Origin of the sequence: Rhabdonatronobacter sediminivivens (genome assembly GCF_013415485.1) — a bacterium.
Lineage (GTDB): Bacteria > Pseudomonadota > Alphaproteobacteria > Rhodobacterales > Rhodobacteraceae > Rhabdonatronobacter > Rhabdonatronobacter sediminivivens.
In genome coordinates this window covers 108,552-128,148 of the sequence record NZ_JACBXS010000004.1, presented here as the reverse complement: position 1 = coordinate 128,148, position 19,597 = coordinate 108,552, and the positions used below count along the sequence as shown (strand labels likewise).

Annotated in this window: 21 protein-coding genes; 9 read left to right on the top strand and 12 right to left on the bottom strand. The window is 66.6% G+C overall.

The window, feature by feature from the left end:
- The first annotated feature begins 114 nt into the window (after positions 1-114).
- Positions 115-411 carry a DUF7742 family protein gene (locus tag HUK65_RS03065; RefSeq protein WP_179904651.1) on the top strand — a complete coding sequence of 99 codons (297 nt, stop codon included), beginning with the start codon at positions 115-117 and terminating at the stop codon, positions 409-411.
- 81 nt (positions 412-492) lie between these two features.
- Here HUK65_RS03065 and rseP read toward each other — a convergent pair whose 3' ends face one another.
- From rseP to pyrH, 6 genes are all read right to left on the bottom strand, one after another.
- Positions 493-1,830 (bottom strand): RIP metalloprotease RseP, encoded by a 1,338-nt coding sequence (gene rseP / locus HUK65_RS03060; protein ID WP_179904650.1) that lies wholly within the window; start codon positions 1,828-1,830, stop codon positions 493-495.
- Positions 1,831-1,846: 16 nt separating this feature from the next.
- Positions 1,847-3,019 (bottom strand): 1-deoxy-D-xylulose-5-phosphate reductoisomerase, encoded by a 1,173-nt coding sequence (dxr, locus tag HUK65_RS03055; RefSeq protein ID WP_179904649.1) that lies wholly within the window; start codon positions 3,017-3,019, stop codon positions 1,847-1,849.
- 10 nt (positions 3,020-3,029) lie between these two features.
- The gene (locus HUK65_RS03050; protein WP_179904648.1) at positions 3,030-3,824 is read right to left on the bottom strand and encodes a phosphatidate cytidylyltransferase; all 795 of its coding nucleotides are present in this window, start codon (positions 3,822-3,824) and stop codon (positions 3,030-3,032) included.
- Positions 3,824-4,564: a polyprenyl diphosphate synthase gene (uppS, locus tag HUK65_RS03045; protein WP_179904647.1), complete on the bottom strand. Its 741-nt coding sequence runs from the start codon at positions 4,562-4,564 to the stop codon at positions 3,824-3,826. The genes HUK65_RS03050 and uppS overlap by 1 nt, the downstream gene beginning before the upstream one ends.
- 29 nt (positions 4,565-4,593) lie before the next feature.
- Positions 4,594-5,160 carry a ribosome recycling factor gene (frr, locus tag HUK65_RS03040; protein WP_179904646.1) on the bottom strand — a complete coding sequence of 189 codons (567 nt, stop codon included), beginning with the start codon at positions 5,158-5,160 and terminating at the stop codon, positions 4,594-4,596.
- Positions 5,161-5,259: 99 nt separating this feature from the next.
- On the bottom strand, positions 5,260-6,012 hold the full coding sequence (gene pyrH, locus HUK65_RS03035) for a UMP kinase (protein WP_179904645.1): 753 nt from the start codon (positions 6,010-6,012) through the stop codon (positions 5,260-5,262).
- A 143-nt stretch (positions 6,013-6,155) separates the two neighbouring features.
- On the opposite strand from pyrH, the gene miaA reads away from it, so the two are divergent.
- Both miaA and HUK65_RS03025 read left to right on the top strand, forming a co-directional pair.
- The gene (gene miaA / locus HUK65_RS03030) at positions 6,156-7,049 is read left to right on the top strand and encodes a tRNA (adenosine(37)-N6)-dimethylallyltransferase MiaA (protein ID WP_179904644.1); all 894 of its coding nucleotides are present in this window, start codon (positions 6,156-6,158) and stop codon (positions 7,047-7,049) included.
- Between the two features lie 109 nt (positions 7,050-7,158).
- Complete coding sequence (locus HUK65_RS03025; RefSeq protein ID WP_235441735.1) at positions 7,159-8,007, top strand: helix-turn-helix transcriptional regulator; 849 nt, start codon at positions 7,159-7,161, stop codon at positions 8,005-8,007.
- Between the two features lie 39 nt (positions 8,008-8,046).
- Here HUK65_RS03025 and cysE read toward each other — a convergent pair whose 3' ends face one another.
- Together cysE and HUK65_RS18980 are read right to left on the bottom strand one after the other, a co-directional pair.
- Positions 8,047-8,856: a serine O-acetyltransferase gene (gene cysE, locus HUK65_RS03020; RefSeq protein WP_179904643.1), complete on the bottom strand. Its 810-nt coding sequence runs from the start codon at positions 8,854-8,856 to the stop codon at positions 8,047-8,049.
- 79 nt (positions 8,857-8,935) lie between these two features.
- The gene (locus HUK65_RS18980; RefSeq protein ID WP_179904642.1) at positions 8,936-9,412 is read right to left on the bottom strand and encodes a MarR family winged helix-turn-helix transcriptional regulator; all 477 of its coding nucleotides are present in this window, start codon (positions 9,410-9,412) and stop codon (positions 8,936-8,938) included.
- 279 nt (positions 9,413-9,691) lie between these two features.
- On the opposite strand from HUK65_RS18980, the gene ectA reads away from it, so the two are divergent.
- From ectA to HUK65_RS02995, 4 genes are all read left to right on the top strand, one after another.
- Positions 9,692-10,234, top strand: a complete 543-nt coding sequence (gene ectA, locus HUK65_RS03010) for a diaminobutyrate acetyltransferase (protein WP_179904641.1) — start codon at positions 9,692-9,694, stop codon at positions 10,232-10,234.
- A 95-nt stretch (positions 10,235-10,329) separates the two neighbouring features.
- Positions 10,330-11,619 (top strand): diaminobutyrate--2-oxoglutarate transaminase, encoded by a 1,290-nt coding sequence (ectB, locus tag HUK65_RS03005; protein WP_179904691.1) that lies wholly within the window; start codon positions 10,330-10,332, stop codon positions 11,617-11,619.
- 5 nt (positions 11,620-11,624) lie between these two features.
- A complete protein-coding gene (locus tag HUK65_RS03000; protein WP_179904640.1) occupies positions 11,625-12,008 on the top strand; it encodes an ectoine synthase in 384 nt (127 codons plus the stop codon).
- A gap of 125 nt (positions 12,009-12,133) precedes the next feature.
- A complete protein-coding gene (locus HUK65_RS02995) occupies positions 12,134-13,576 on the top strand; it encodes an aspartate kinase (protein ID WP_179904639.1) in 1,443 nt (480 codons plus the stop codon).
- A 74-nt stretch (positions 13,577-13,650) separates the two neighbouring features.
- Here the strand turns inward: HUK65_RS02995 and HUK65_RS02990 are convergent, their stop codons facing one another.
- Positions 13,651-14,535, bottom strand: a complete 885-nt coding sequence (locus HUK65_RS02990; protein ID WP_179904690.1) for a LysR family transcriptional regulator — start codon at positions 14,533-14,535, stop codon at positions 13,651-13,653.
- Positions 14,536-14,656: 121 nt separating this feature from the next.
- On the opposite strand from HUK65_RS02990, the gene HUK65_RS02985 reads away from it, so the two are divergent.
- On the top strand, positions 14,657-16,156 hold the full coding sequence (locus tag HUK65_RS02985) for a CoA-acylating methylmalonate-semialdehyde dehydrogenase (RefSeq protein WP_179904638.1): 1,500 nt from the start codon (positions 14,657-14,659) through the stop codon (positions 16,154-16,156).
- 242 nt (positions 16,157-16,398) lie between these two features.
- Here HUK65_RS02985 and HUK65_RS02980 read toward each other — a convergent pair whose 3' ends face one another.
- The 3 genes from HUK65_RS02980 to HUK65_RS02970 form a co-directional block, all read right to left on the bottom strand.
- Positions 16,399-16,914 (bottom strand): hypothetical protein, encoded by a 516-nt coding sequence (locus HUK65_RS02980; RefSeq protein WP_179904637.1) that lies wholly within the window; start codon positions 16,912-16,914, stop codon positions 16,399-16,401.
- Positions 16,915-17,083: 169 nt separating this feature from the next.
- Entirely contained in the window at positions 17,084-17,614 is a 531-nt protein-coding gene (locus HUK65_RS02975; protein ID WP_179904636.1) for a gamma carbonic anhydrase family protein, read from the bottom strand.
- A 13-nt stretch (positions 17,615-17,627) separates the two neighbouring features.
- On the bottom strand, positions 17,628-18,812 hold the full coding sequence (locus HUK65_RS02970) for an amino acid aminotransferase (RefSeq protein WP_179904635.1): 1,185 nt from the start codon (positions 18,810-18,812) through the stop codon (positions 17,628-17,630).
- 141 nt (positions 18,813-18,953) lie between these two features.
- Here HUK65_RS02970 and HUK65_RS02965 point away from each other — a divergent pair, with 141 nt between their 5' ends.
- The gene (locus HUK65_RS02965; protein ID WP_235441733.1) at positions 18,954-19,571 is read left to right on the top strand and encodes an SH3 domain-containing protein; all 618 of its coding nucleotides are present in this window, start codon (positions 18,954-18,956) and stop codon (positions 19,569-19,571) included.
- The last annotated feature ends 26 nt before the right edge of the window (positions 19,572-19,597 follow it).

The window sequence follows — 19,597 nt, the reverse complement described above, 5'->3', positions numbered from 1 at the left end:
TGCGCCAAGCGCCCCGTGTCGCGCCCACCCACCCACCCATGCGCGCCCCGGACCCCTTGGCGCAACGGGGCGGTGGTGTGCGGGGTGCCAGTGCCGCGCAGACGGATGGTGGCGATGCGTCCGGTAACCCATGGAGATATTGCCGCCACCGCGCGGGTGCTGATGGTGACACCCCAGGACGCGCGTCCTGAGGTGCTGCGCGCAATCATCACCGACGCACAGCGCGCCGACCGCTATCGCCGCCTGTGGTCTCGGGTCCATCCGGCGCTGGGCAACGGGACGCTCATGGCCGCGGCCTTGCGCCATGATCCCGGTCCCGAACCCGCGGCGGGTGACCCGGCATATCTGGCCGCCATGCTGATGGTGATCGAAACGCTTCTGGACCTGCACACGCACCGATGCCCTCCATGAGCAGCCCCCCTGCGCGCCGCCTGGGCGGAGCGCAGGGTGGGTGGGTGGGGCGGTCCGCCCAGGCGGCGCGCAGGGGGGGCGTCAGCAGAACAGGTCGTTGGTCAGTGCAAAGACCATCAGCGTGATCAGCAGTGCGAAGCCGATGCTCATCAGGATCCGGAGTGCGCGGTCCGAAGGTGGTTTGCCGGTCACGGCCTCCCATGCGTGAAACACCAGATGACCCCCATCAAGGATGGGAATGGGAAACAGGTTCAGCAGCCCCACCGCCACCGACAGCACCGCGATGAACCAGATGAAATCCGACAGCCCGTCGCTGGCCATGGCGGCGGAGGTCTCGGCGATGCCGATGGGACCGGCGATGTTGCAGGTGCTGATCACGCCTGTGACCATGTAATACAGCCCCTCAAGGCTGGTGCGGATCACCAGCCAGGTCTGGGCGCTGGCCATGGCCGTGGCCTCCAGCAGGCCCGGGGTGCGGGTGGCGTGGTCGAAGACCGACCCCGAGGTCAGGCCGATCAGCCAGCGGGTCTCGAACCCGCCGCCGGGCAGGGGCAGGTCGGTGCTGCGCGGGGCCAGGTCAACCTCGAACACGGTGCCATCGCGCCAGACCTCCAGTTGCATCGGCTCCCCGCCCGAGGCATCGGTGGCCACCCGCAGGTCTGCAAAGGCCAGCATGCGCTCACCATTGGCCGAGATGATCACATCGCCTGCGCGCAGCCCGGCCGTGCGCGCGGCCGACTGCGGGCTGACCGATCCCACCAGCGGCGGCTGCGGATAGGGGCCTGCGACCTCGATCACCTGACCGCCGCGCAGCACACGATAGGGAACCAGTTCGGATGGCGCCAGCGCCTCGGCTGCGGTGTAGAATTCCGAAAGGCTCTCGGCCTCGACCCCATTCACGGCCAGGATGCGGTCGCCCGGGCGCAACTCGATCCCTTCGGTGGGCAGGGGGGCGATCTCGCCGATCACCGGGTCATCGGTGGCCACGCCCTGCACCATCATGTAGCCGCCGAACACCAGGATGGCGAAGATGAAGTTGAACACCGGCCCCGCCGCCACCGTGGCCGCGCGTGCCCAGAGGGGCGCGCCATGCATGGTGCGCCGCCGCGCCTTCGCATCCATCTCTGCCATGGCCGCATCATCCGCCCCGCTTGATGCCGCATCGGCATCGCCTGCGAATTTGACATAGCCCCCCAGCGGAATGGCGGCGATCTGCCATTGCGTGCCGCGCTTGTCGGTGCCTTTCAGCAGCACCGGGCCGAAGCCGATGGAGAACACATCCGCATGGATCCCCGACCAGCGTCCGATGATGTAATGGCCGTATTCATGCACCGCCACGATGATCGACAGCGCCACCACAAAGGCCGCCAGGGTGAAGAAGAAACTGCCGAAGGACGGCAACAGCCCCATGAAATCCAATAGCTTGCTCCTGCGTTCAGCGAATGCCGCCGCTGGCGATCAGCGCCCTGGCGGTCTGTCTTGCCATGTGGTCCATGGCCTGCACGGTATCAAGGCTTTTTACCGGCGCGGCCAGGTCCGGGCCTGCGGCAAGGTGCTCCAGCGTGGCCGCCACCAGGGCCGCCATATCCGCAAAGCCGATCTGCCGCGCGATGAAATGGTCCAGCGCAACCTCCTTGGCGGCGTTGAAGGCGGCGCCTGCGTGTCCGCCGGTGTCCATCACCTCACGCGCCAGGCGCAGCGCGGGGAAGCGCTTGGGGTCGGGGGCCTCGAAGCTCAGCTGGCCGATTCGGGCCAGGTCCAGCCGCTCTACCGGCACCGGGCCGCGGGCGGGCCAGTTCAGCGCGTAGCCGATGGCGTGGCGCATGTCGGCGGGGCCGATATGGGCCATCAGCGCGCCATCACTGAAGCCCACCAGCGCGTGGATCAGCGATTGCGGGTGGACCAGCACCTCGATCCGCGCCGGGTCGATCCCGAAGAACTCCCGCGTTTCAATGAGTTCCAGCGCCTTGTTGAACAGTGACGCGCTGTCGATGGTGATGCGCTGGCCCATGGACCAGCTGGGGTGGTTCATCGCCTCTTCCAGCGTGGCGCGGGCCATGCGGCTGGCGGGCCAGTCCCGGAACGGCCCCCCCGAGGCGGTGATGATCACCCGCTCCACCGCCGCGATATCCTCGCCCACCAGCGCCTGGAACACGGCCGAATGTTCGCTGTCCACGGGCAGGATGGTGCCGCCATGGGCGCGGGCGGTGGCCATGACCAGTGGCCCGGCGGTGACCAGCGATTCCTTGTTGGCCAAGGCCAGAGTGGCGCCACGCTCCAGCGCGCGCAGGCCGGGGGCCAGCCCGGCGGCGCCGACGATGGCGGACATGACCCAATCGGCGGGGCGCTCGGCGGCCTCGATCACGGCGGCCGTACCGGCGGCAGCCTCGATCCCGCTGCCCGAGAGCGCGGATTTCAGATCGGCGTAGCAATCGTCAAAGGCGGTGACGGCCAGTTCCGCCCCCAGCGCGCGGGCCTGTTCGGCCAGGCGGGCCACGTTGCGCCCGCCGCTCAGCGCCACGGTGGTCACGTCGCTGCGGCGCTGTAACAGATCAAAGGTGCTTTCGCCGATGGAGCCGGTGGCGCCAAAGACCGAAACCCGCCGCATCGTCCCCGCCTCAGTCAAGGATCACCGCGCCGATCACGCCGGTTTCGGCCAGCAGCAGGAACATCACCGCCGCGGTGATCATGGCGTCAAAGCGGTCCATGAACCCGCCATGGCCGGGGATCAGCGCCGAGCTGTCCTTGACCCCCGCATGGCGCTTCAGCGCGCTTTCGGCGATGTCGCCCGCCTGACCGGCCATGGCCAGCAGCACCGAGGCCAGCAAGATCCCCGACCCCGCGCCCAGCGGGCCCATCATCGCCCAGCCCACCCCCAGCGCCAGAACCCAGCCCGCCACGGTGCCGGACCAGGTCTTTTTCGGGCTGACCCGGGGCCAGAGCTTTGGCCCGCCGAACATGCGGCCCGCAAAATACCCGCCCACGTCCGAGCCGATCACCACCAGCACCAGCCACAGCACCCATTCCCAGCCAAAGGCCCCGCGCATGACGATCAGCGCCAGCCCCGCCAGCAGGATCAGCGCCAGATAGCCCCCTGCAAGCGCCCGGTCCCGGGCAAAGCGCCAGGCCAGCAATGCCACGGCCAGGGCCAGCACCCCCAGCAGCGCCAGCCCGGAGAGCTGATTGACAAAGACCAGCAGCGCCACCCCGGCGCTGAAGCCGCTGGCCTCGGCCTTGCCGAAGGGGGCGCCCGCATCCAGCATCCGGGCCAGTTCCCAGACCATCAGCGCCACCAGCACGCCCACCAGCCCCTGAAACACCCAGCCCCCGGCCCAGACCGCGCCGATACCGATGGCGGCCATGGCAACCCCGGACAGCGTGCGGTCGCGCAGATCGCCGAAGCTGGCCGCCATTACTTCGCCCCGCCAAAGCGGCGTTCGCGCAGGCCGAATTCGTGCAGGATTTCGGTCATCTTTTCCGGGGTGAAATCCGGCCAGAGCGTTTCGGTGAAGGCATATTCCGCATAGGCCGCCTGCCAGGCCAGGAAATTCGAGGTCCGCAACTCGCCCGAGGTCCGCACCACCAGGTCAGGGTTGGGCAGGGCATGGGTGTCCAGATGCGCGCTGATGGTGGCATCTGTGATCTGCGCGGGGTCCAGCCTGCCGTCGCGCACCTTTTCGGCGATGGCGCAGGTGGCGCGGCGGATTTCATCGCGCCCGCCGTAATTGATGGCCACGGTCAGATGCACGCGGTCATTGCTGGCGGTCTCGGCCTCGATCCAGTCGAAGATGGCGCCCAGCTTCGGGTCCAGCTTGCTGCGGTCCCCGATGATGCGCATGCGCACGCCTTCGCGCGCCATACGGTCGGCCTCACGCTTGATGTAGCGCGCGAACAGCGACATCAGGCCCAGAACTTCCTCGGTGGAGCGTTTCCAGTTCTCGGTCGAAAAGGCATAGAGGGTGAGGTAGCGGATGCCGACTTCGGGGCAGGCGCGGACCAGTTGACGCACCCGTTCGGCACCCTTGCGATGCCCCACCAGCCGCGGCCAGCCACGTTCCTGGGCCCAGCGGCCGTTGCCGTCCATGATCACCGCCACATGCAGGCGGTTGGTCAGGGCCGGGTCTTCGCCTTCGGCCGGCTGGTCAAAACTCATGTTCAAAATGCCGCTTTCGCTGGGCAGGGTCAGACCTGCATGATTTCCGTCTGCTTGTTTTCAAGCGCCTTGTCGATATTGCTGATGAAACGGTCGGTCAGGGTCTGGATTTCCTCGGACCACAGTTTCTGTTCGTCTTCGCTCATGCCGGCGGTCTTGGCCTTCTTGATCTGGTCCATCCCGTCGCGGCGCACGTTGCGCACGGCCACCCGCGCGTGTTCGGCATATTGCGCGGCCACCCGGGTCAGTTCGCGGCGGCGTTCCTCGTTCAGCTCGGGGATGGGCAGCATGATGATGGTGCCGTTGAGCTGCGGGTTGATCCCCAGCCCGCTTTCGCGGATGGCTTTCTCCACCTTGCCCACCAGGGATTTGTCCCAGACATTGATGGTGACCATGCGCGGTTCCGGCACGTTGACGGTGCCCACCTGGTTGATGGGGGTCATCTGGCCATAGGCTTCGACCATCACCGGCTCCACCATCGACGCCGAGGCGCGCCCCGTGCGCAGTGAGCCGAATTCGGACCGCAGCGAGGCCATGGCGCCATCCATGCGCCGTTCCAGGTCATCAAGATCGATTTCCAGATCGTTGTCGGACATGTCTTGCACTCTTTCCTTCATGGCACCGTGTATCACAGCACCCGTTTTGTCTGCGTTATAGACCAGTTCGATTCGGCACAACAGCCCGGGTGCAGGGGGTCATACCGTGACGCGGGTATAGGTGCCTTCACCGCGCAGGATGCCGCGAAAGCCCCCGGGTTCATCCAGCGAGAACACGATCAGCGGCATCCGGTTGTCCCGGGTCAGCGCAATGGCCGAGGCATCCATGACCTTGAGGTTGCTGCGCAGCACCTCATCATAGGTGATGGTGTCAAAGCGCCTGGCCTCGGGGTTGGTCTTTGGGTCGCTGTCATAGATGCCATCGACCTGCTTGCCCATGAAGATCGCCTCGCAGGCCATTTCCGAGGCGCGCAGGGCCGCCGCCGTGTCGGTGGTGAAATAGGGGTTGCCGGTGCCGCCGGCAAAGATGCAGACGCGCTTCTTTTCCAGGTGGCGCACGGCGCGGCGGCGGATATAGGGCTCGGCCACCTCATCCATGCGAATCGCGCTGATCACGCGGGTGTGGATGCCCAGCGCCTCCAGCGCGGATTGCATGGCCAGCGCGTTCATCACCGTGGCCAGCATCCCCATGTAATCGGCGGTGGTCCGTTCCATCCCCTGTGCGCTGCCCTGCAGCCCGCGAAAGATGTTGCCGCCGCCGATGACCATGCAGATCTCCACGCCCAGCTGGTGGACGGCCTGCACCTCGGCGGCGATGCGCTGGACGGTGGGCGGATGCAGCCCGTAGCCCAGATCGCCCATCAGCGCCTCGCCCGAGATTTTCAGCATCACGCGGGCATAGGCGGGCTTGGTCTGGCTCTCGGAGGCAGAATCGGGCACAGGATCGGGCATGGGGCGGGCACCTTGTTGTGTCTGCCTCAGCCGGCAGAAGGGAATTCTGGATCAGGGCGGAAAATGTCGGAAAACGGGCCGGTGTTCAACGTGAAAGCGCGCGCCGCCGGGCGCGATGGTGCCCAGCGCGCAAGGGCCCGCGCATGAGCGGCGCGCAGCCCCCCTGGCCCGGGCCGGACCCGGACCCCGCCCGCCCGGTGCTGCTGGCCGGACCCACCGCCAGCGGCAAATCGGCCCTGGCGCTGGGGCTGGCGCTGCGGCAGGGGCGTGCGGTGGTCAATGCCGATGCGCTGCAGGTCTATGGTATGTGGCGGGTTCTGACCGCGCGCCCGTCCAGGGCCGAAACCCGGCAGGTGCCACATCTGCTCTATGGTCATGTGGGCCGGGGCGACTATTCCGTAGGCCATTGGCTGCGCGAGGTTGCAGCCCTGCTGCGCGATCATCCCAACCCGGTGATCGTTGGGGGCACGGGGCTGTATTTCAACGCCCTGACCCGCGGGCTGGCGCCGATCCCGCCGGTGCCCGCCGCGGTGCGGGACCGTGCCACCGCCCGGTTGCGGGCGGAAGGTCCGGGCGCCCTGCTGGCAGAGCTGGACGCGGCCACTGCAGCGCAGATCGACCGGGCCAACCCCGCCCGCATCCAGCGCGCGTGGGAGGTTCTGTCGGCCACCGGGCGGGGGCTGGCCGACTGGCAGGCGGACACCCCGGCGCCGCTGCTGCCCCTGTCTGCAGTGGCCGCCGCACTGGTGCTGCGCCCGGACCCGGAGTGGCTGGGCGCGCGAATCGATTCGCGCTTCGACACCATGCTGGCCCAGGGCGCGCTGGAGGAAGTTCGCGCCGTGCTGGCTGACTGGGACCCCGCCGCCCCCTGGGCCCGAGCCATCGGCGCGCCAGAGCTGGTGGCCCATCTGCAGGGCCATATGTCGTTGTCCCAGGCGCGCGATGCCGCCATCCGTGCCACCCGGCAATATGCCAAACGCCAGCGGACCTGGTTTCGCAACCGCATGGCGGGGTGGCAGGGCGTGACGCTGCCGTGACCTGCTGGCCACGCCGGGCAGCCGGATTCCGGCGCCTGCGTGCAGATTCCGCTTTGGATGACGGGCGGGTGTCCCTACTCTGGGCCTGTCCGCGGCGGAGAAGGCAGCCATGACCCTGATCCCGGAAACCCCCTCGCGGCTGCGCGTGCAGCCCATGTCCCGCCTGACCGGCGGCCCGCGCTGGCAGGTCGAGGCCATGCGCGCCCTGCGGGAACCCGTGCTGCTGTGGTTTTCCATGGGGCAGGGGCGGATCACCATCGCCGGGCGCACGCGCGGATTTCATGCCAACAATGCCATCTTCCTGCCGCCCGATACCATGCATGGCTTTGCCGTCACGCATCGGGCCAACGGGGCGGCGGTGTTCTTCGGCCGTGACTGCGCGCTGGACCTGCCATCGGTGCCCCATCACTTCCGCCTGCGCGAGAAATCCGACCAGTCCGAACTGGCGGCAATCATCGACAATATCCAGCGCGAAGTGGCCAGCACCCGGACGGGCGGCATGGTGGCGGCCCGGCATCATCTGGGGCTGCTGGGGGTCTGGATCGCGCGGCAACTGGATGAGCGTGAGGACGCCCACACCGGCGAGGGGCTGCTGCGCGCCTCGGAGCGCCTGGCCGCGCGCTATGCCGCATTGCTGGAGCGCGAGTTCCGATCAGGGCTGTGCGTGGCCGATTACGCCCGCGCGCTGGGGGTGACACCGACCCATCTGACCCGCGCCTGCAAGGCCAGTTGCGCGCGCACCGCCCATGACCTGTTGCAGGACCGCCGCCTGTTCGAGGCCCGCCGCCTGTTGCTGGATACACGGATGCCGGTGCAGGACGTGGCCCGCGCGCTGGGCTATTCGACGCCGGGCTATTTCACCCGGAATTTCCAGTTGCATGCGGGCCAGACCCCCAGCGCCTTTCGCCGCAACGGCGGTGCCGCGCCCGGCGATGCGGTGCGGATGCGCGCGGTGTGACCGGGGGCCGGTCCGGCGATGCCGGGCCGGGACATGCCCTCAGACCTCGCCGCGCAGGATCTGGTCCATGGTGATCGAGGGTTGCGCGCAGCCCGCCTCGCCCACGATCCGGGCGGGCACCCCGGCGACGGTGGATTTCGGCGGCACATCCTCCAGCACCACCGACCCGGCCGCAATGCGCGAGCAATGGCCCACGGTGATATTGCCCAGCACCTTGGCGCCCGCGCCGATCAACACCCCGTCGCCGATCTTTGGGTGGCGGTCGCCGTCTTCCTTGCCGGTGCCGCCCAGGGTTACCGAATGCAGCATCGAGACATTGTCGCCCACCACCGCGGTTTCGCCGATGACGATGGAATGGGCGTGGTCGATCATGATCCCGCGGCCCATGCGCGCGCCGGGGTGGATATCGACGCCGAAGACCTCGGACACGCGCATCTGCACGAAATAGGAAAAATCCAGCCGCCCGCGGGCATGGAGCCAGTGGGCGATGCGATAGGCCTGCAGCGCCTGATACCCCTTGAAGAACATCAGGGGTTGCAGGAAACGGTTGCAGGCGGGGTCACGCTCATAGGTGGCGACCAGATCGGCCCGGGCGGCGGCGCCGATGCTGGGATCGTCGGCCATGGCCTCATCGGCGATTTCGCGCAGGATCTGTTCGGACATCTCGCCCGAGGCCAGTTTCAGCGAGAAGCGGAAGGCCAGCGCCTTTTCGAAGGTGGTGTGATGCAGGATCGACGAATGGAACACCCCGCCCAGCAGGGGTTCGGCCGCCACGGCCTCATGCGCCTCATCGTGGATGCGCCGCCAGACCGGGTCCAGCGCCTTGATGCGGGCCTCGCGCTTTTCCATCGGTCGTCTCCCATCGCTCCGGCGTGCCTGTGAAACACCAGATAATCGCCCCGGCGCCGGTGTAAAGGGCGCGCCTGCCTCAACCTGCCCGGCGCGCGGGGTCATCGGGAACCGGCAGCGGCTCCACCTCCTCGGCATCGAAGAGTTTCCCCATGCGTTCGGTCGCGGCCATCAGCATCGCCTGCTCCCAGTCATCGAGCGCATCAAACCGGCGGATGAACCGGTCATGCAGCGGGTCAGGGGCTGCGTCCAGCAGCGCGCGGCCGGGATCGGTCAGGATGACCCAGACCATGCGGCGGTCCGCCTGGCGGCGTTCGCGGCGCACCAGGCCGCGCACCTCCAGCCGGTCGATCAGCGCGGTGACGGTGGCCTGCGATACCCCCAGCCTGCGCGCGATGTCGCGCGGCATTTCATGGCCGGTATCGGCGAGCGCATGAAGCACCAGCATCTGTGCGTTCGACAGCCCCGAGGACCGGGCAATGGCGCGGTCATTGCTGTCAAGCGCGCGCAGGATGCGACGCAGGGCGATCAGGGTGGGGTCGGCGCGGCTTTTCACGGGGTCTTCCTGTAGTGACACGCACCAGATTGCTGCGCCCGCGCGCGAAAGGCAAGAGCGCGCCGCACCCGGCGGCGCAGGTATCTTAGATGGACAAATGATTAGGTTAAGGAAATAAAAATTTCCAGATTGCCCGAAAATCGGGCGCAGGAAGCCCGTGATATGCTTGATTTGCAACCGAAAAATAGTCAACAGGTCGGTGTTTCGCCGCAGGGTTGCAATGATCCTCCAGTCCCTTATATTTAGTTCAACGAAGGAAAAAGCCGGGACGTAGAACCAATGACTGCCCAGATTCGCAAGATTATCGAAACACCTAAAGGTCGCCTGCGCCTCCGCAAGCCGTCGAAATCCGACGGTTCGGACGTGTGGGACCTGGTCGCGCGCTGCAAGCCGCTGGATGAAAACTCCATGTACATGAACCTGATCCAGTGCGACCATTTCGCAGATACCTGCGTGCTGGCCGAACAGGATGGCAAGGTCGTGGGCTGGGTGTCCGCGCATCTGCCGCCGGGCCGCGAAGATACGATCTTTGTCTGGCAGGTGGCTGTCTGCGCCTCGATGCGCGGCACCGGACTGGGCCGGCACATGCTTGCGGCCCTGGTGGAGCGTCAGGTCTGCAAATCCGTGCGCCAGATGGAAACCACCATCACCCGGGACAATGACGCCTCTTGGGGGCTGTTCCGTGGCTTCGCCCGCCGCCTGGGTGGGGATCTGAGCCACGCCCCCCATTATGAGCGTGAGGCCCATTTCGGTGGCGCCCATGCCACCGAGCATCTGGTCACCATCACGCTGGATGCCGCCGCCGACCGCAAGGCTGCCTGATTTTTCCGAACACGCGATGCTGCCATGGCGCATGCTCTGCGGAGCGTGCGCCGGCGGCTTCTCTTTTCATCATGACAACCAGCGAGGTTGACGCCATGACCACCGATCCGAAACCCGAGACCGACATCTATACCCGCCGCGAATCCGAGGCGCGCAGCTATTGCCGCAGCTTCCCGGTGGAGTTTGCCGCCGCACGCAACGCCACCCTGACCGACCGGGACGGGCGCGAATACATCGACTTTCTGGCCGGATGTTCGTCGCTGAACTATGGTCACAATGACCCGGACATGAAGGCCGCGCTGGTCAATTACATCGCCAGCGACGGCATCACCCATGCGCTGGACATGCACACCGGCCCCAAGGCCGCCTTTCTGGAAACCTTCGAGCGGCTGATCCTGAAGCCGCGCGGCATGGACCACAAGGTGATGATGACCGGCCCCACCGGCACCAATGCGGTCGAAGCCGCGATGAAGCTGGCCCGCAAGGTGACCGGGCGCGAGACGGTAATCGCCTTTTCCAACGGTTTCCATGGCATGACCATGGGTGCCCTGGCCGCCACCGGCAATGCCGGCAAGCGTGGTGGCGGTGGCATGTCGCTGCACGGCGTCACCCGGATGCCGTTCGAGGGCGCCATCGAGGGCGTGGACAGCCTCGCCTATATCACGGCGATGCTGGAGAACCCCTCGGGCGGGATCGATGCGCCTGCGGCCTTCCTGATCGAACCGGTCCAGGGTGAGGGCGGTCTGAACGCTGCCAGCGCCGAGTTCCTGAAGGGGATCGCCGCGCTGGCAAAGAAGCATGGTGCGCTGCTGATCGCCGATGACATCCAGTCCGGTATCGGGCGCACGGGGCCGTTCTTCAGCTTTGAAGGGATGGGGATCGAGCCTGACCTGATCCCGCTGGCCAAATCGCTTTCGGGCTATGGTCTGCCCTTTGCGGCGCTGCTGATCCGCCCGGATCTGGATATCTGGAAACCGGCCGAGCATAACGGCACCTTCCGCGGCAACACCCATGCCTTTGTCACCGCCCGCGTGGCGCTGGAAAAGTTCTGGGCCGATGATGCCTTCCAGAAGCAGACCGAAGCCAAGGCCGCGGTGCTGACCGAACGGCTCAAGCGGATTGCCGACCTCATCCCCGGCGCGCGCGTCAAGGGGCGTGGCATGATGCAGGGGGTCGATGTGGGTTCGGGCGCGCTGGCCGCCGACATCTGCGCGCGCTGCTTCGCCGAAGGGCTGGTGATCGAAACCTCGGGCGCGCATGACGAGGTGGTCAAGGTGCTTGCGCCGTTGACGATTCCGCAGGCGCAGTTCGAAGCCGGGCTGGATATCATCGAAGCCGCAGCGCAAGATGCGGTTTCCGAAACAACACGCATTGCAGCGGAGTAACCGAAATGATCGTGCGCGACTTTCACGCAGAAAAGAAAACCGACCGGCGCGTGGCTGCCGAACAATGGGAATCGGTGCGCCTGCTGCTGGCCGATGACGGGATGGGGTTTTCCTTCCACATCACCACCATCGCCGCCGGGAGCGAGCATACGTTCCATTACAAGAACCACTTCGAAAGCGTCTATTGCATCAGCGGCAAGGGCACGATCGAGGATCTGGCCAAGGGTGAGGTGCATGAGATCCGCCCCGGCGTGATGTATGCGCTGGACCAGCATGACAAGCACACCATCCTGTGCGAGGAAGAAATGGTTCTGGCCTGCTGCTTCAACCCGCCGGTGACGGGCAAGGAAGTCCACCGCGAGGATGGCTCCTACGCAGCGGCGGACTGATTTCGAGCCGGGCAAAGGGGGGCCTTCAGCCCCCCTCACCAGCCCCGTGACCGGGGCTGGTTTCACCCCCCGAGAGTATTTCCTGCAAGAAAATGAGGGCAGCCTGCGCGCTGCTGAAAAGGACCATGGCACACACAGTTGAAAAGATCGGTGGCACCTGCATGAGCCGGAGCCGCGAATTGCTGGACACCCTCTGGCTGGGCGGGCGCGAGGGCGCGGCGCTTTATGGCCGGGTGTTTGTGGTCTCGGCCTATGGGGGGATCACCAACCTGTTGCTGGAGCACAAGAAATCCGGCGACCGGGGTGTCTATGCCCATTTCGCCAATGACGATTCCGGGTCCGGCTGGGGTGAGGCGCTAAAGGCCGTGGCGGCTGAGATGATGCGCATCCATGGCGAGATCCTGGATCATGATGGCGACCGTGAGCGTGCCGATGCCTTTGTGCGCGACCGGATCGAGGGCGCGCGGGCCTGCATGATCGATCTGCAGCGGCTCGGCTCTTACGGGCATTTCCGTATCGACACGCAGATGATGACCCTGCGCGAGCTTTTGTCGGGCCTGGGTGAGGCGCATTCGGCATTTGTCACCGCGTTGATGTTGCAGCGCGCAGGCGTGAACGCGCGGTTCGTGGACCTGACAGGCTGGCGCGATGAAGGGCATCCGACGCTGGCGGAGCGGTTGAACAATGCCATGGAAGGCATTGACCTGGATAGCGAATTGCCGATTGTGACCGGCTATGCGCAGTGTTCCGAAGGGCTCATGCGCGAATATGACCGCGGCTATTCCGAGGTGGTCTTTGCGCATCTGGCGGCCCACACGGGTGCCGGGGAAGCTATCATCCACAAGGAATTCCATCTGTCTTCGGCTGATCCCAAGGTCGTCGGGCTGGATGCGGTGCGCAAGATCGGGCGGACCAGTTTCGATGTGGCCGACCAGTTGTCGAACCTGGGTATGGAGGCGATCCATCCCAATGCGGCGCGGGTGTTGCGCCGGGCCGATGTGAAGCTGCGGGTGAAACATGCGTTCGAGCCTGAAGACCCGGGCACGCTGATTGGTCCCGAGGGCGGGGCGCCCGGCCGGGTGGAGATGGTGACCGGGCTGCCGATCTTCGGCTTTGAGCTGCATGAGCCGGACATGGTGGGCGTCAAGGGGTATGACGCGGCGATCCTGGAGGCGCTGACGCGCCATGACCTGTGGATCGTGTCCAAATCCTCGAATGCCAATTCGATCACGCACTGGCTCGATGCCTCGTTGAAATCCATCCGGCGGGTGGAGCGCGATCTGGCGAAGAAATTCCCCAATGCCGAGTTCTCCACGCGCCCGCTGGCCATGGTGGCGGTGATCGGCTCGGACCTGAGCGATCTGGCCATCGCCCGGCGCGGGCTGGAGGCGCTGGAGACGGCGGGTATCCGCCCCCTGGCGTTGCAGCAGGGGTTGCGCCGGACCGAGGTGCAGTTCCTGGTAGACCGGGACCGGATGAATGACACCATCGGGGTGCTGCACCGCGCCTTTATCGAGGATGCGGAAGCGGCAAGCGACACCACCCCGGCGGCGATTGCCGCCGAGTGACGCCGCCGGGGTGCGGGAAAGGGCGCGTCTGCCACGGGCAGGCGCGCCTTTTGCGTGGTGCCTGCAGTATGGGGTCAGGGGGCTGGCACCTGCGCCTCCAGCCGGGCCAGTTCGCGGCGCAGGCCGGTGGTCAGGGCCTCGGCCAGGCGATTGAGGCGCCCAAGGCGCCGGTCATCGCCGTGGCGGATCAGCCAGAAGGCGCGGGTCAGGCTGAAGGCCTGCGGCAGCACGCGCACCACCCCCGGCGCGGCGGGCAGGGCAAAGTCATGGACCACTGCCACCCCCGTCCCCTGCCGCACCCAGTTCAGTTGCACCGACACCGAATTCGACGCCAGCCCCACCGTCTGCACGCCGATTTCGGACAGATAATCCAGTTCCTTGTCAAAGATCATGTCAGGGATATAGCCGATCATCCGGTGGCCGCGCAGATCGTCCATGCTGCGGATGGGCCCGTGGCGGTCCAGATAGCTGCGCGCGGCGGCCAGATGCAGGCGGTAATCGGTGATTTTCTGCACGCTCAGGCGCCCGGCCTCGGGGGCGGATACGGCGATGGCCATGTCGGCCTCGCGCCGGGACAGGTTGAAGACGCGGGGCAGGGCGACGATCTGCACCTCCAGCCCCGGGTTTTCGTCACAGATGGCGGCGACCACCTGCGGCAGCAGGTAATTGGCGCAGCCATCCGGGGCGCCAATACGCACACTGCCGCGCAGCCCGCCGGGGCCGCTGTGCAGCGCATCACGCGCGCCCGCCAGCGCGGTTTCGGCGGCCTGGGCGTGGGTCAGCAGGCGCTGGCCTTCCTCGGTCAGTTCGTATCCCAGGGGGGAGCGCGTAAACAGCCGCGCGCCCAGGTCGGTTTCCAGCCGCGCAATGCGCCGACCCACGGTGGCCGGGTCCAGCCGCAGCGCGCGGCCCGCGCGGCTGAGGCTTTCGCCCCGCGCCACGGCCAGGAACACCCGCATGTCATCCCAGTCGCTCACGCGCTTCCTTTGCAGAAATGCAAGACCTCTTTGGGAAACTGCCCCTATGCAGGGCAAAATTGCAAGGGTATCCTGCGCGCGAAGTTATCAGGAGGGGAATTCCATGCAGGAACTGACGCATTGGATCAATGGCAAGCACGTCAAGGGCACATCGGGGCGCTTTGCCGATGTCTACAACCCCGCGACCGGCGAGGTTCAGGCGCGGGTGCCGCTGGCCAGCCGTGAGGAGCTGGACGCAGCGGTGGCCGAGGCGGCCAAGGCGCAAGTCGCCTGGGGCGCCACCAACCCGCAGAAGCGTGCCCGCGTGATGATGGAGGCCGTGCGCCTCATCAACCGTGACATGGACAAGCTGGCTGAAAAGCTGTCCAGCGAACATGGCAAGACCTTTCCGGATGCCAAGGGCGATGTGCAGCGCGGGCTCGAGGTCATCGAGTTCTGCATCGGCGCGCCGCATCTCTTGAAGGGCGATTTCACCGACAGCGCCGGCCCGGGCATCGACATGTATTCCATGCGTCAGCCGCTGGGTGTGGCCGCGGGGATCACGCCCTTCAACTTTCCGGCCATGATCCCGCTGTGGAAGATGGGCCCGGCGCTGGCCTGCGGCAATGCCTTCATCCTCAAGCCCTCTGAACGCGACCCCTCGGTCCCGCTGATGCTGGCCGAGATCTTCCAGGAGGCCGGGCTGCCCGATGGCGTTCTGCAGGTGGTCAACGGCGACAAGGGCGCCGTGGATGCGATCCTGGACAACGAGACGATCCAGGCCATCGGCTTTGTCGGCTCCACCCCGATCGCGCATTACATCTATTCGCGCGGCTGCGCCGCTGGCAAGCGGGTGCAGTGTTTTGGCGGCGCCAAAAACCACATGATCATCATGCCTGATGCCGATATGGACCAGGCCGCCGATGCGCTGGTGGGCGCCGGTTACGGCGCGGCGGGCGAGCGTTGCATGGCGATTTCCGTGGCCGTCCCGGTGGGCGAGGGCACGGCCGATGCGCTGATCGAACGCCTTGTGCCGCGGATCGAAAAGCTGAAGGTCGGCCCCTATACCGCCGGGGATGACGTGGATTACGGCCCCGTGGTCACCAAGGCCGCGAAGGAAAACATCCTGCGGCTGGTGGAAAGCGGCGTCGAACAGGGCGCGAAACTGGTGGTCGATGGCCGCAACTTCCGCCTGCAGGGCTATGAGGACGGCTTTTTCGTCGGCCCGCATCTGTTTGACCACGTCACGCCCGAAATGGACATCTACAAGCAGGAGATCTTTGGCCCCGTCCTGTCCATGGTCCGTGCCGCCAGCTACGAGGAAGCCATCGGCCTGGCCATGGACCACGAATACGGCAATGGCACCGCCATCTTCACCCGTGACGGCGACGCGGCGCGCGATTTCGCCAGCCGCATCAATATCGGGATGGTGGGGATCAACGTGCCGATCCCGGTGCCGCTGGCCTATCACACCTTTGGCGGCTGGAAGAAATCGGGCTTTGGGGACCTCAACCAGCACGGGCCGGATGCGTTCAAGTTCTACACCCGGACCAAGACCGTGACCTCGCGCTGGCCCAGCGGGATCAAGGAGGGCTCGGCCTTCAACTTCAAGGCCATGGACTGATCCCATAGCCTGACAGCGCAAAGCCCCCGGAGCATGTCCTCCGGGGGCTTTTCTGTGGGACGGCGCGCTTGGGCCAGCCCCTGTCACGGTGCCTGGGCCATCGGTATACGTGCGCTGAGGGTGGGGGGCTTTCCTCGACGGGGGCGTCGCCATGACGCGACGACAAGCGCTTGCGTCAGGAGCAAATGAAAAACCCCCGGGTTCACACCCGGGGGTCATTCTCTGGTCCATCGCGCGAGGCGTTACCCTGCAGTCTGCGCGTGGATCATGTCCGTGAACTCACCCACGGCGATGGGCAGCATCACGCGGCCTTCGGGGTCAACCTCGGCGGCCCCGCGGTAGGTGACGCGCCGCACATCGACGTCCAGCGTCGGATCGAGCGAGATCGACAGTTCCGCAAGCCCGGCTGCCGACGGGTCGGCGCTCAGCACGGTGCCGATGGGCATGCCGTCGCTGCCGAACACGGTGACCACCTCATTGGCGGCCATGGCCTCGGTCATCGAATGCAGGGCGTTGTCGATTTCGGGGGTGGTGGCGGCACGCTCCGTGCGCTCGGGCGTCTGGGTATCCAGATTCGGATCTTCAGTGCCAGCCAGACCAGTCACACCCACATCGTCGCGGGTGGCGTCCTCTGCTTCGGACATGCCAGCCGGATCGGCTGCGTCTTCACGGGTGGTGGGCAGGTCTTGTGCAATCGCACCGCCCGCGATCAGAGTTGCGGCTGCGGCCGAAGTCATCAGTTTCGACAGGTTGGTCATCAGGTGTCCTCCTGTTTCCTTTGCAATCCGGGTGCGCTTCTTGCGCGCCCCGTTGCACAACTGACGCAAAGGCCCCGCCTTCGGTTTCATGGTTTTCAGGATTTTTTTGCGGTTTTCCGAATGACCCGAGGTTACCCCGCGCCCGCAGTCCGGGGCGCCAGAGGTTGCCTCAGCCCGCCACCGGGCGCATCGTCGCGCGGTACTGCACGATCTTGTCGCGGTATCCGGCGGCCGAGCGTTCCAGCCGCGCCAGCGCCTGCGCGTCCAGCGTGCGCACCACGCGGCCGGGGCTGCCCATGACCAGCGAATGGTCGGGGATTTCCTTGCCCTCGGTCACCAGCGCGCCGGCGCCGATCAGGCAGCCGCGTCCGATCTTCGCGCCGTTGAGCACCATCGCCCCCATTCCCACCAATGAGCCATCGCCCACGGTGCAGCCATGCAGGATCGCCCGGTGGCCGATGGTGCAGTTGCGCCCCACATGGACCGGATAGCCCGGGTCGGTGTGCAGCACGCAGAGGTCCTGGATGTTGCTGCCCTCGTCGATGCGGATGGGTTCATTGTCCCCGCGCAGCACGGCGCCGAACCAGACCGAGGTCCAGGCCCCCAGGGCCACCTGGCCGATGACCATGGCATCGGGGGCGATGAAATGCTGGTCCTGCGGGGGCAGGGTGGGTTCGTGGTCCTTGTAGGCCAGGATCATGGGCGCGCTCCGCTCAGCCATCCAGCGCGGCGATGGCGCGGGCCAGAACCGGCACGCTCTGCGCGTTCAGCCCGGCAATGTTGATCCGCGAATCGCCCACCATGTAGATGCCATGCTCCTTGCGCAGGGTCGCCACCTGTTCCGGCGTCAGGCCCAGGCGCGAGAACATGCCCCGGTGCCGGGCGATGAAGTCATAGCAGTCGGAATTGGTCAGGCGGCGCAGCTCCTCGGCCAGCTGGGTACGCAGACCCAGCATGGAGTTGCGCACATCCTCAAGCTCGGCCGCCCAGTCGGCGCGCAGATCGTCGCTGTCCAGCACCGTGCTGACCAGCCGCGCGCCATGATCGGGCGGGAAGGAATAGTTGACGCGGTTGAGGGTGTTGAGGTTGCCCTGCACCACATCGCGGTCCGTGCCCTTGGCCGAAAGCGCCATCAGCACGCCCGCGCGCTCGCGGTAAACGCCGAAATTCTTGGAGCAGGAGGCCGCGATCAGAACCTCGGGCAGTTGTTTGGCCAGCAGGCGCGTGCCGAAGGCATCGGCCTCCAGCCCGTCACCGAAGCCCTGATAGGCAATATCGATCCAGGCCAGCGCGCCCTTGTCCCCCAGCAGATCGGCCACCGCCAGCCATTGATCGGCGGTCAGGTTGGCGCCGGTGGGGTTGTGGCAGCAGCCGTGCAGCAGCACCACATCGCCGCGCTGCACCCCGGCCAGATCGGCCATCATGGCGTCGAAATCCACCTCGCCGGTGGTGGTATCGAAATAGCGGTAGCTGGTCTGCGGAATGTCCAGGTATTTCAGGATCGCCGGGTGGTTGGGCCAGGTGGGGTCCGACATCCAGACCGTGGCCCCGGGCGCGGTGTTGCGGATCAGTTCCGCGGCGATGCGGATGGCGCCGGTGCCGCCCGGCGTGGCGACCGAGGCCGTGCGCGCGGGGTCATGCGCCTCGCCCAGCACCAGCTTCGCCATGGCGGCGTTGAAGGCGGCGTCTCCGGCCAGGCCGACATAGGCCTTGGTGGTCTCGGCCTCCCAGACGCGGGTGGCGGCGGTGCGCACGGCGCGCATGACCGGGGTGCGGCCTTCGGGGTCCTTGTAGACGCCGACGCCCAGGTCGATCTTGTCCTCGCGCGGGTCGGCGCGGAACTGTGCCATCAGCTCGATGATCTTGTCGGCGGGCGGCGGGGTGAGGGTTTCGAACATGGCGAGTCCTCTGAACTTTCAATCCGGTTGCGGGGTTGGGCGCACAGTAAAGGCGATTGGCGGCAGTGACAATGCGGACAGGGGGCTTTGGCGCAGGCTGCCAAGCGTGTAGGCTGAAGGCATAGGCAAGGAGGGATGCGGATGCGGTTCTGGGCAATGATGGCGGCGTTCATGCTTTGGGCGGGGCAGGCGGAGGCCGAGCCCCTGCCGCAGCTGTTCGATGTGACGGGGGTGGCGGCGGATGACACGCTCAACATCCGCGCCGCGCCCACCGCGCAGGCCGAGGTGATCGGCACGCTGGCCCCGGATGCGCGCGGGATCGAGGTCACGGCCCGCGACAGCCGTGGCACCTGGGGGCGGATCAATGTGGGCGAGGGCACGGGCTGGGTGTTCCTGCGCTACATGGCGGCGCGTGGGGTGCATATCGACAATTACAACCTGCCGGTGGGGCTGCGCTGCTTCGGGACCGAGCCGTTCTGGAGCCTGCACCATGACGATGGCGATCTGATCTATGAGGCCATGGGCGAAGAACCCGAGCGCTTTGCGCTGGAAATCGCCCAGGATGCCATGTTGCGCGATGATCTGCGCCGCATGATCCGGGCCGAGGGCGGGGTTGTGGCCTATGTCCATGCGGCGCCGGACTGCTCCGACGGGATGAGCGACCGGTTGTTCGGCCTTGGCGTGGGGCTGATGCCCGGCCCGGAGGCAGCCCTGCTGACGGGGTGCTGTTCGCTGGCCCCGGCGGTTCCCGTGAAGTAGCGCCCAGTTTCGGGGGCGCGCTGGCC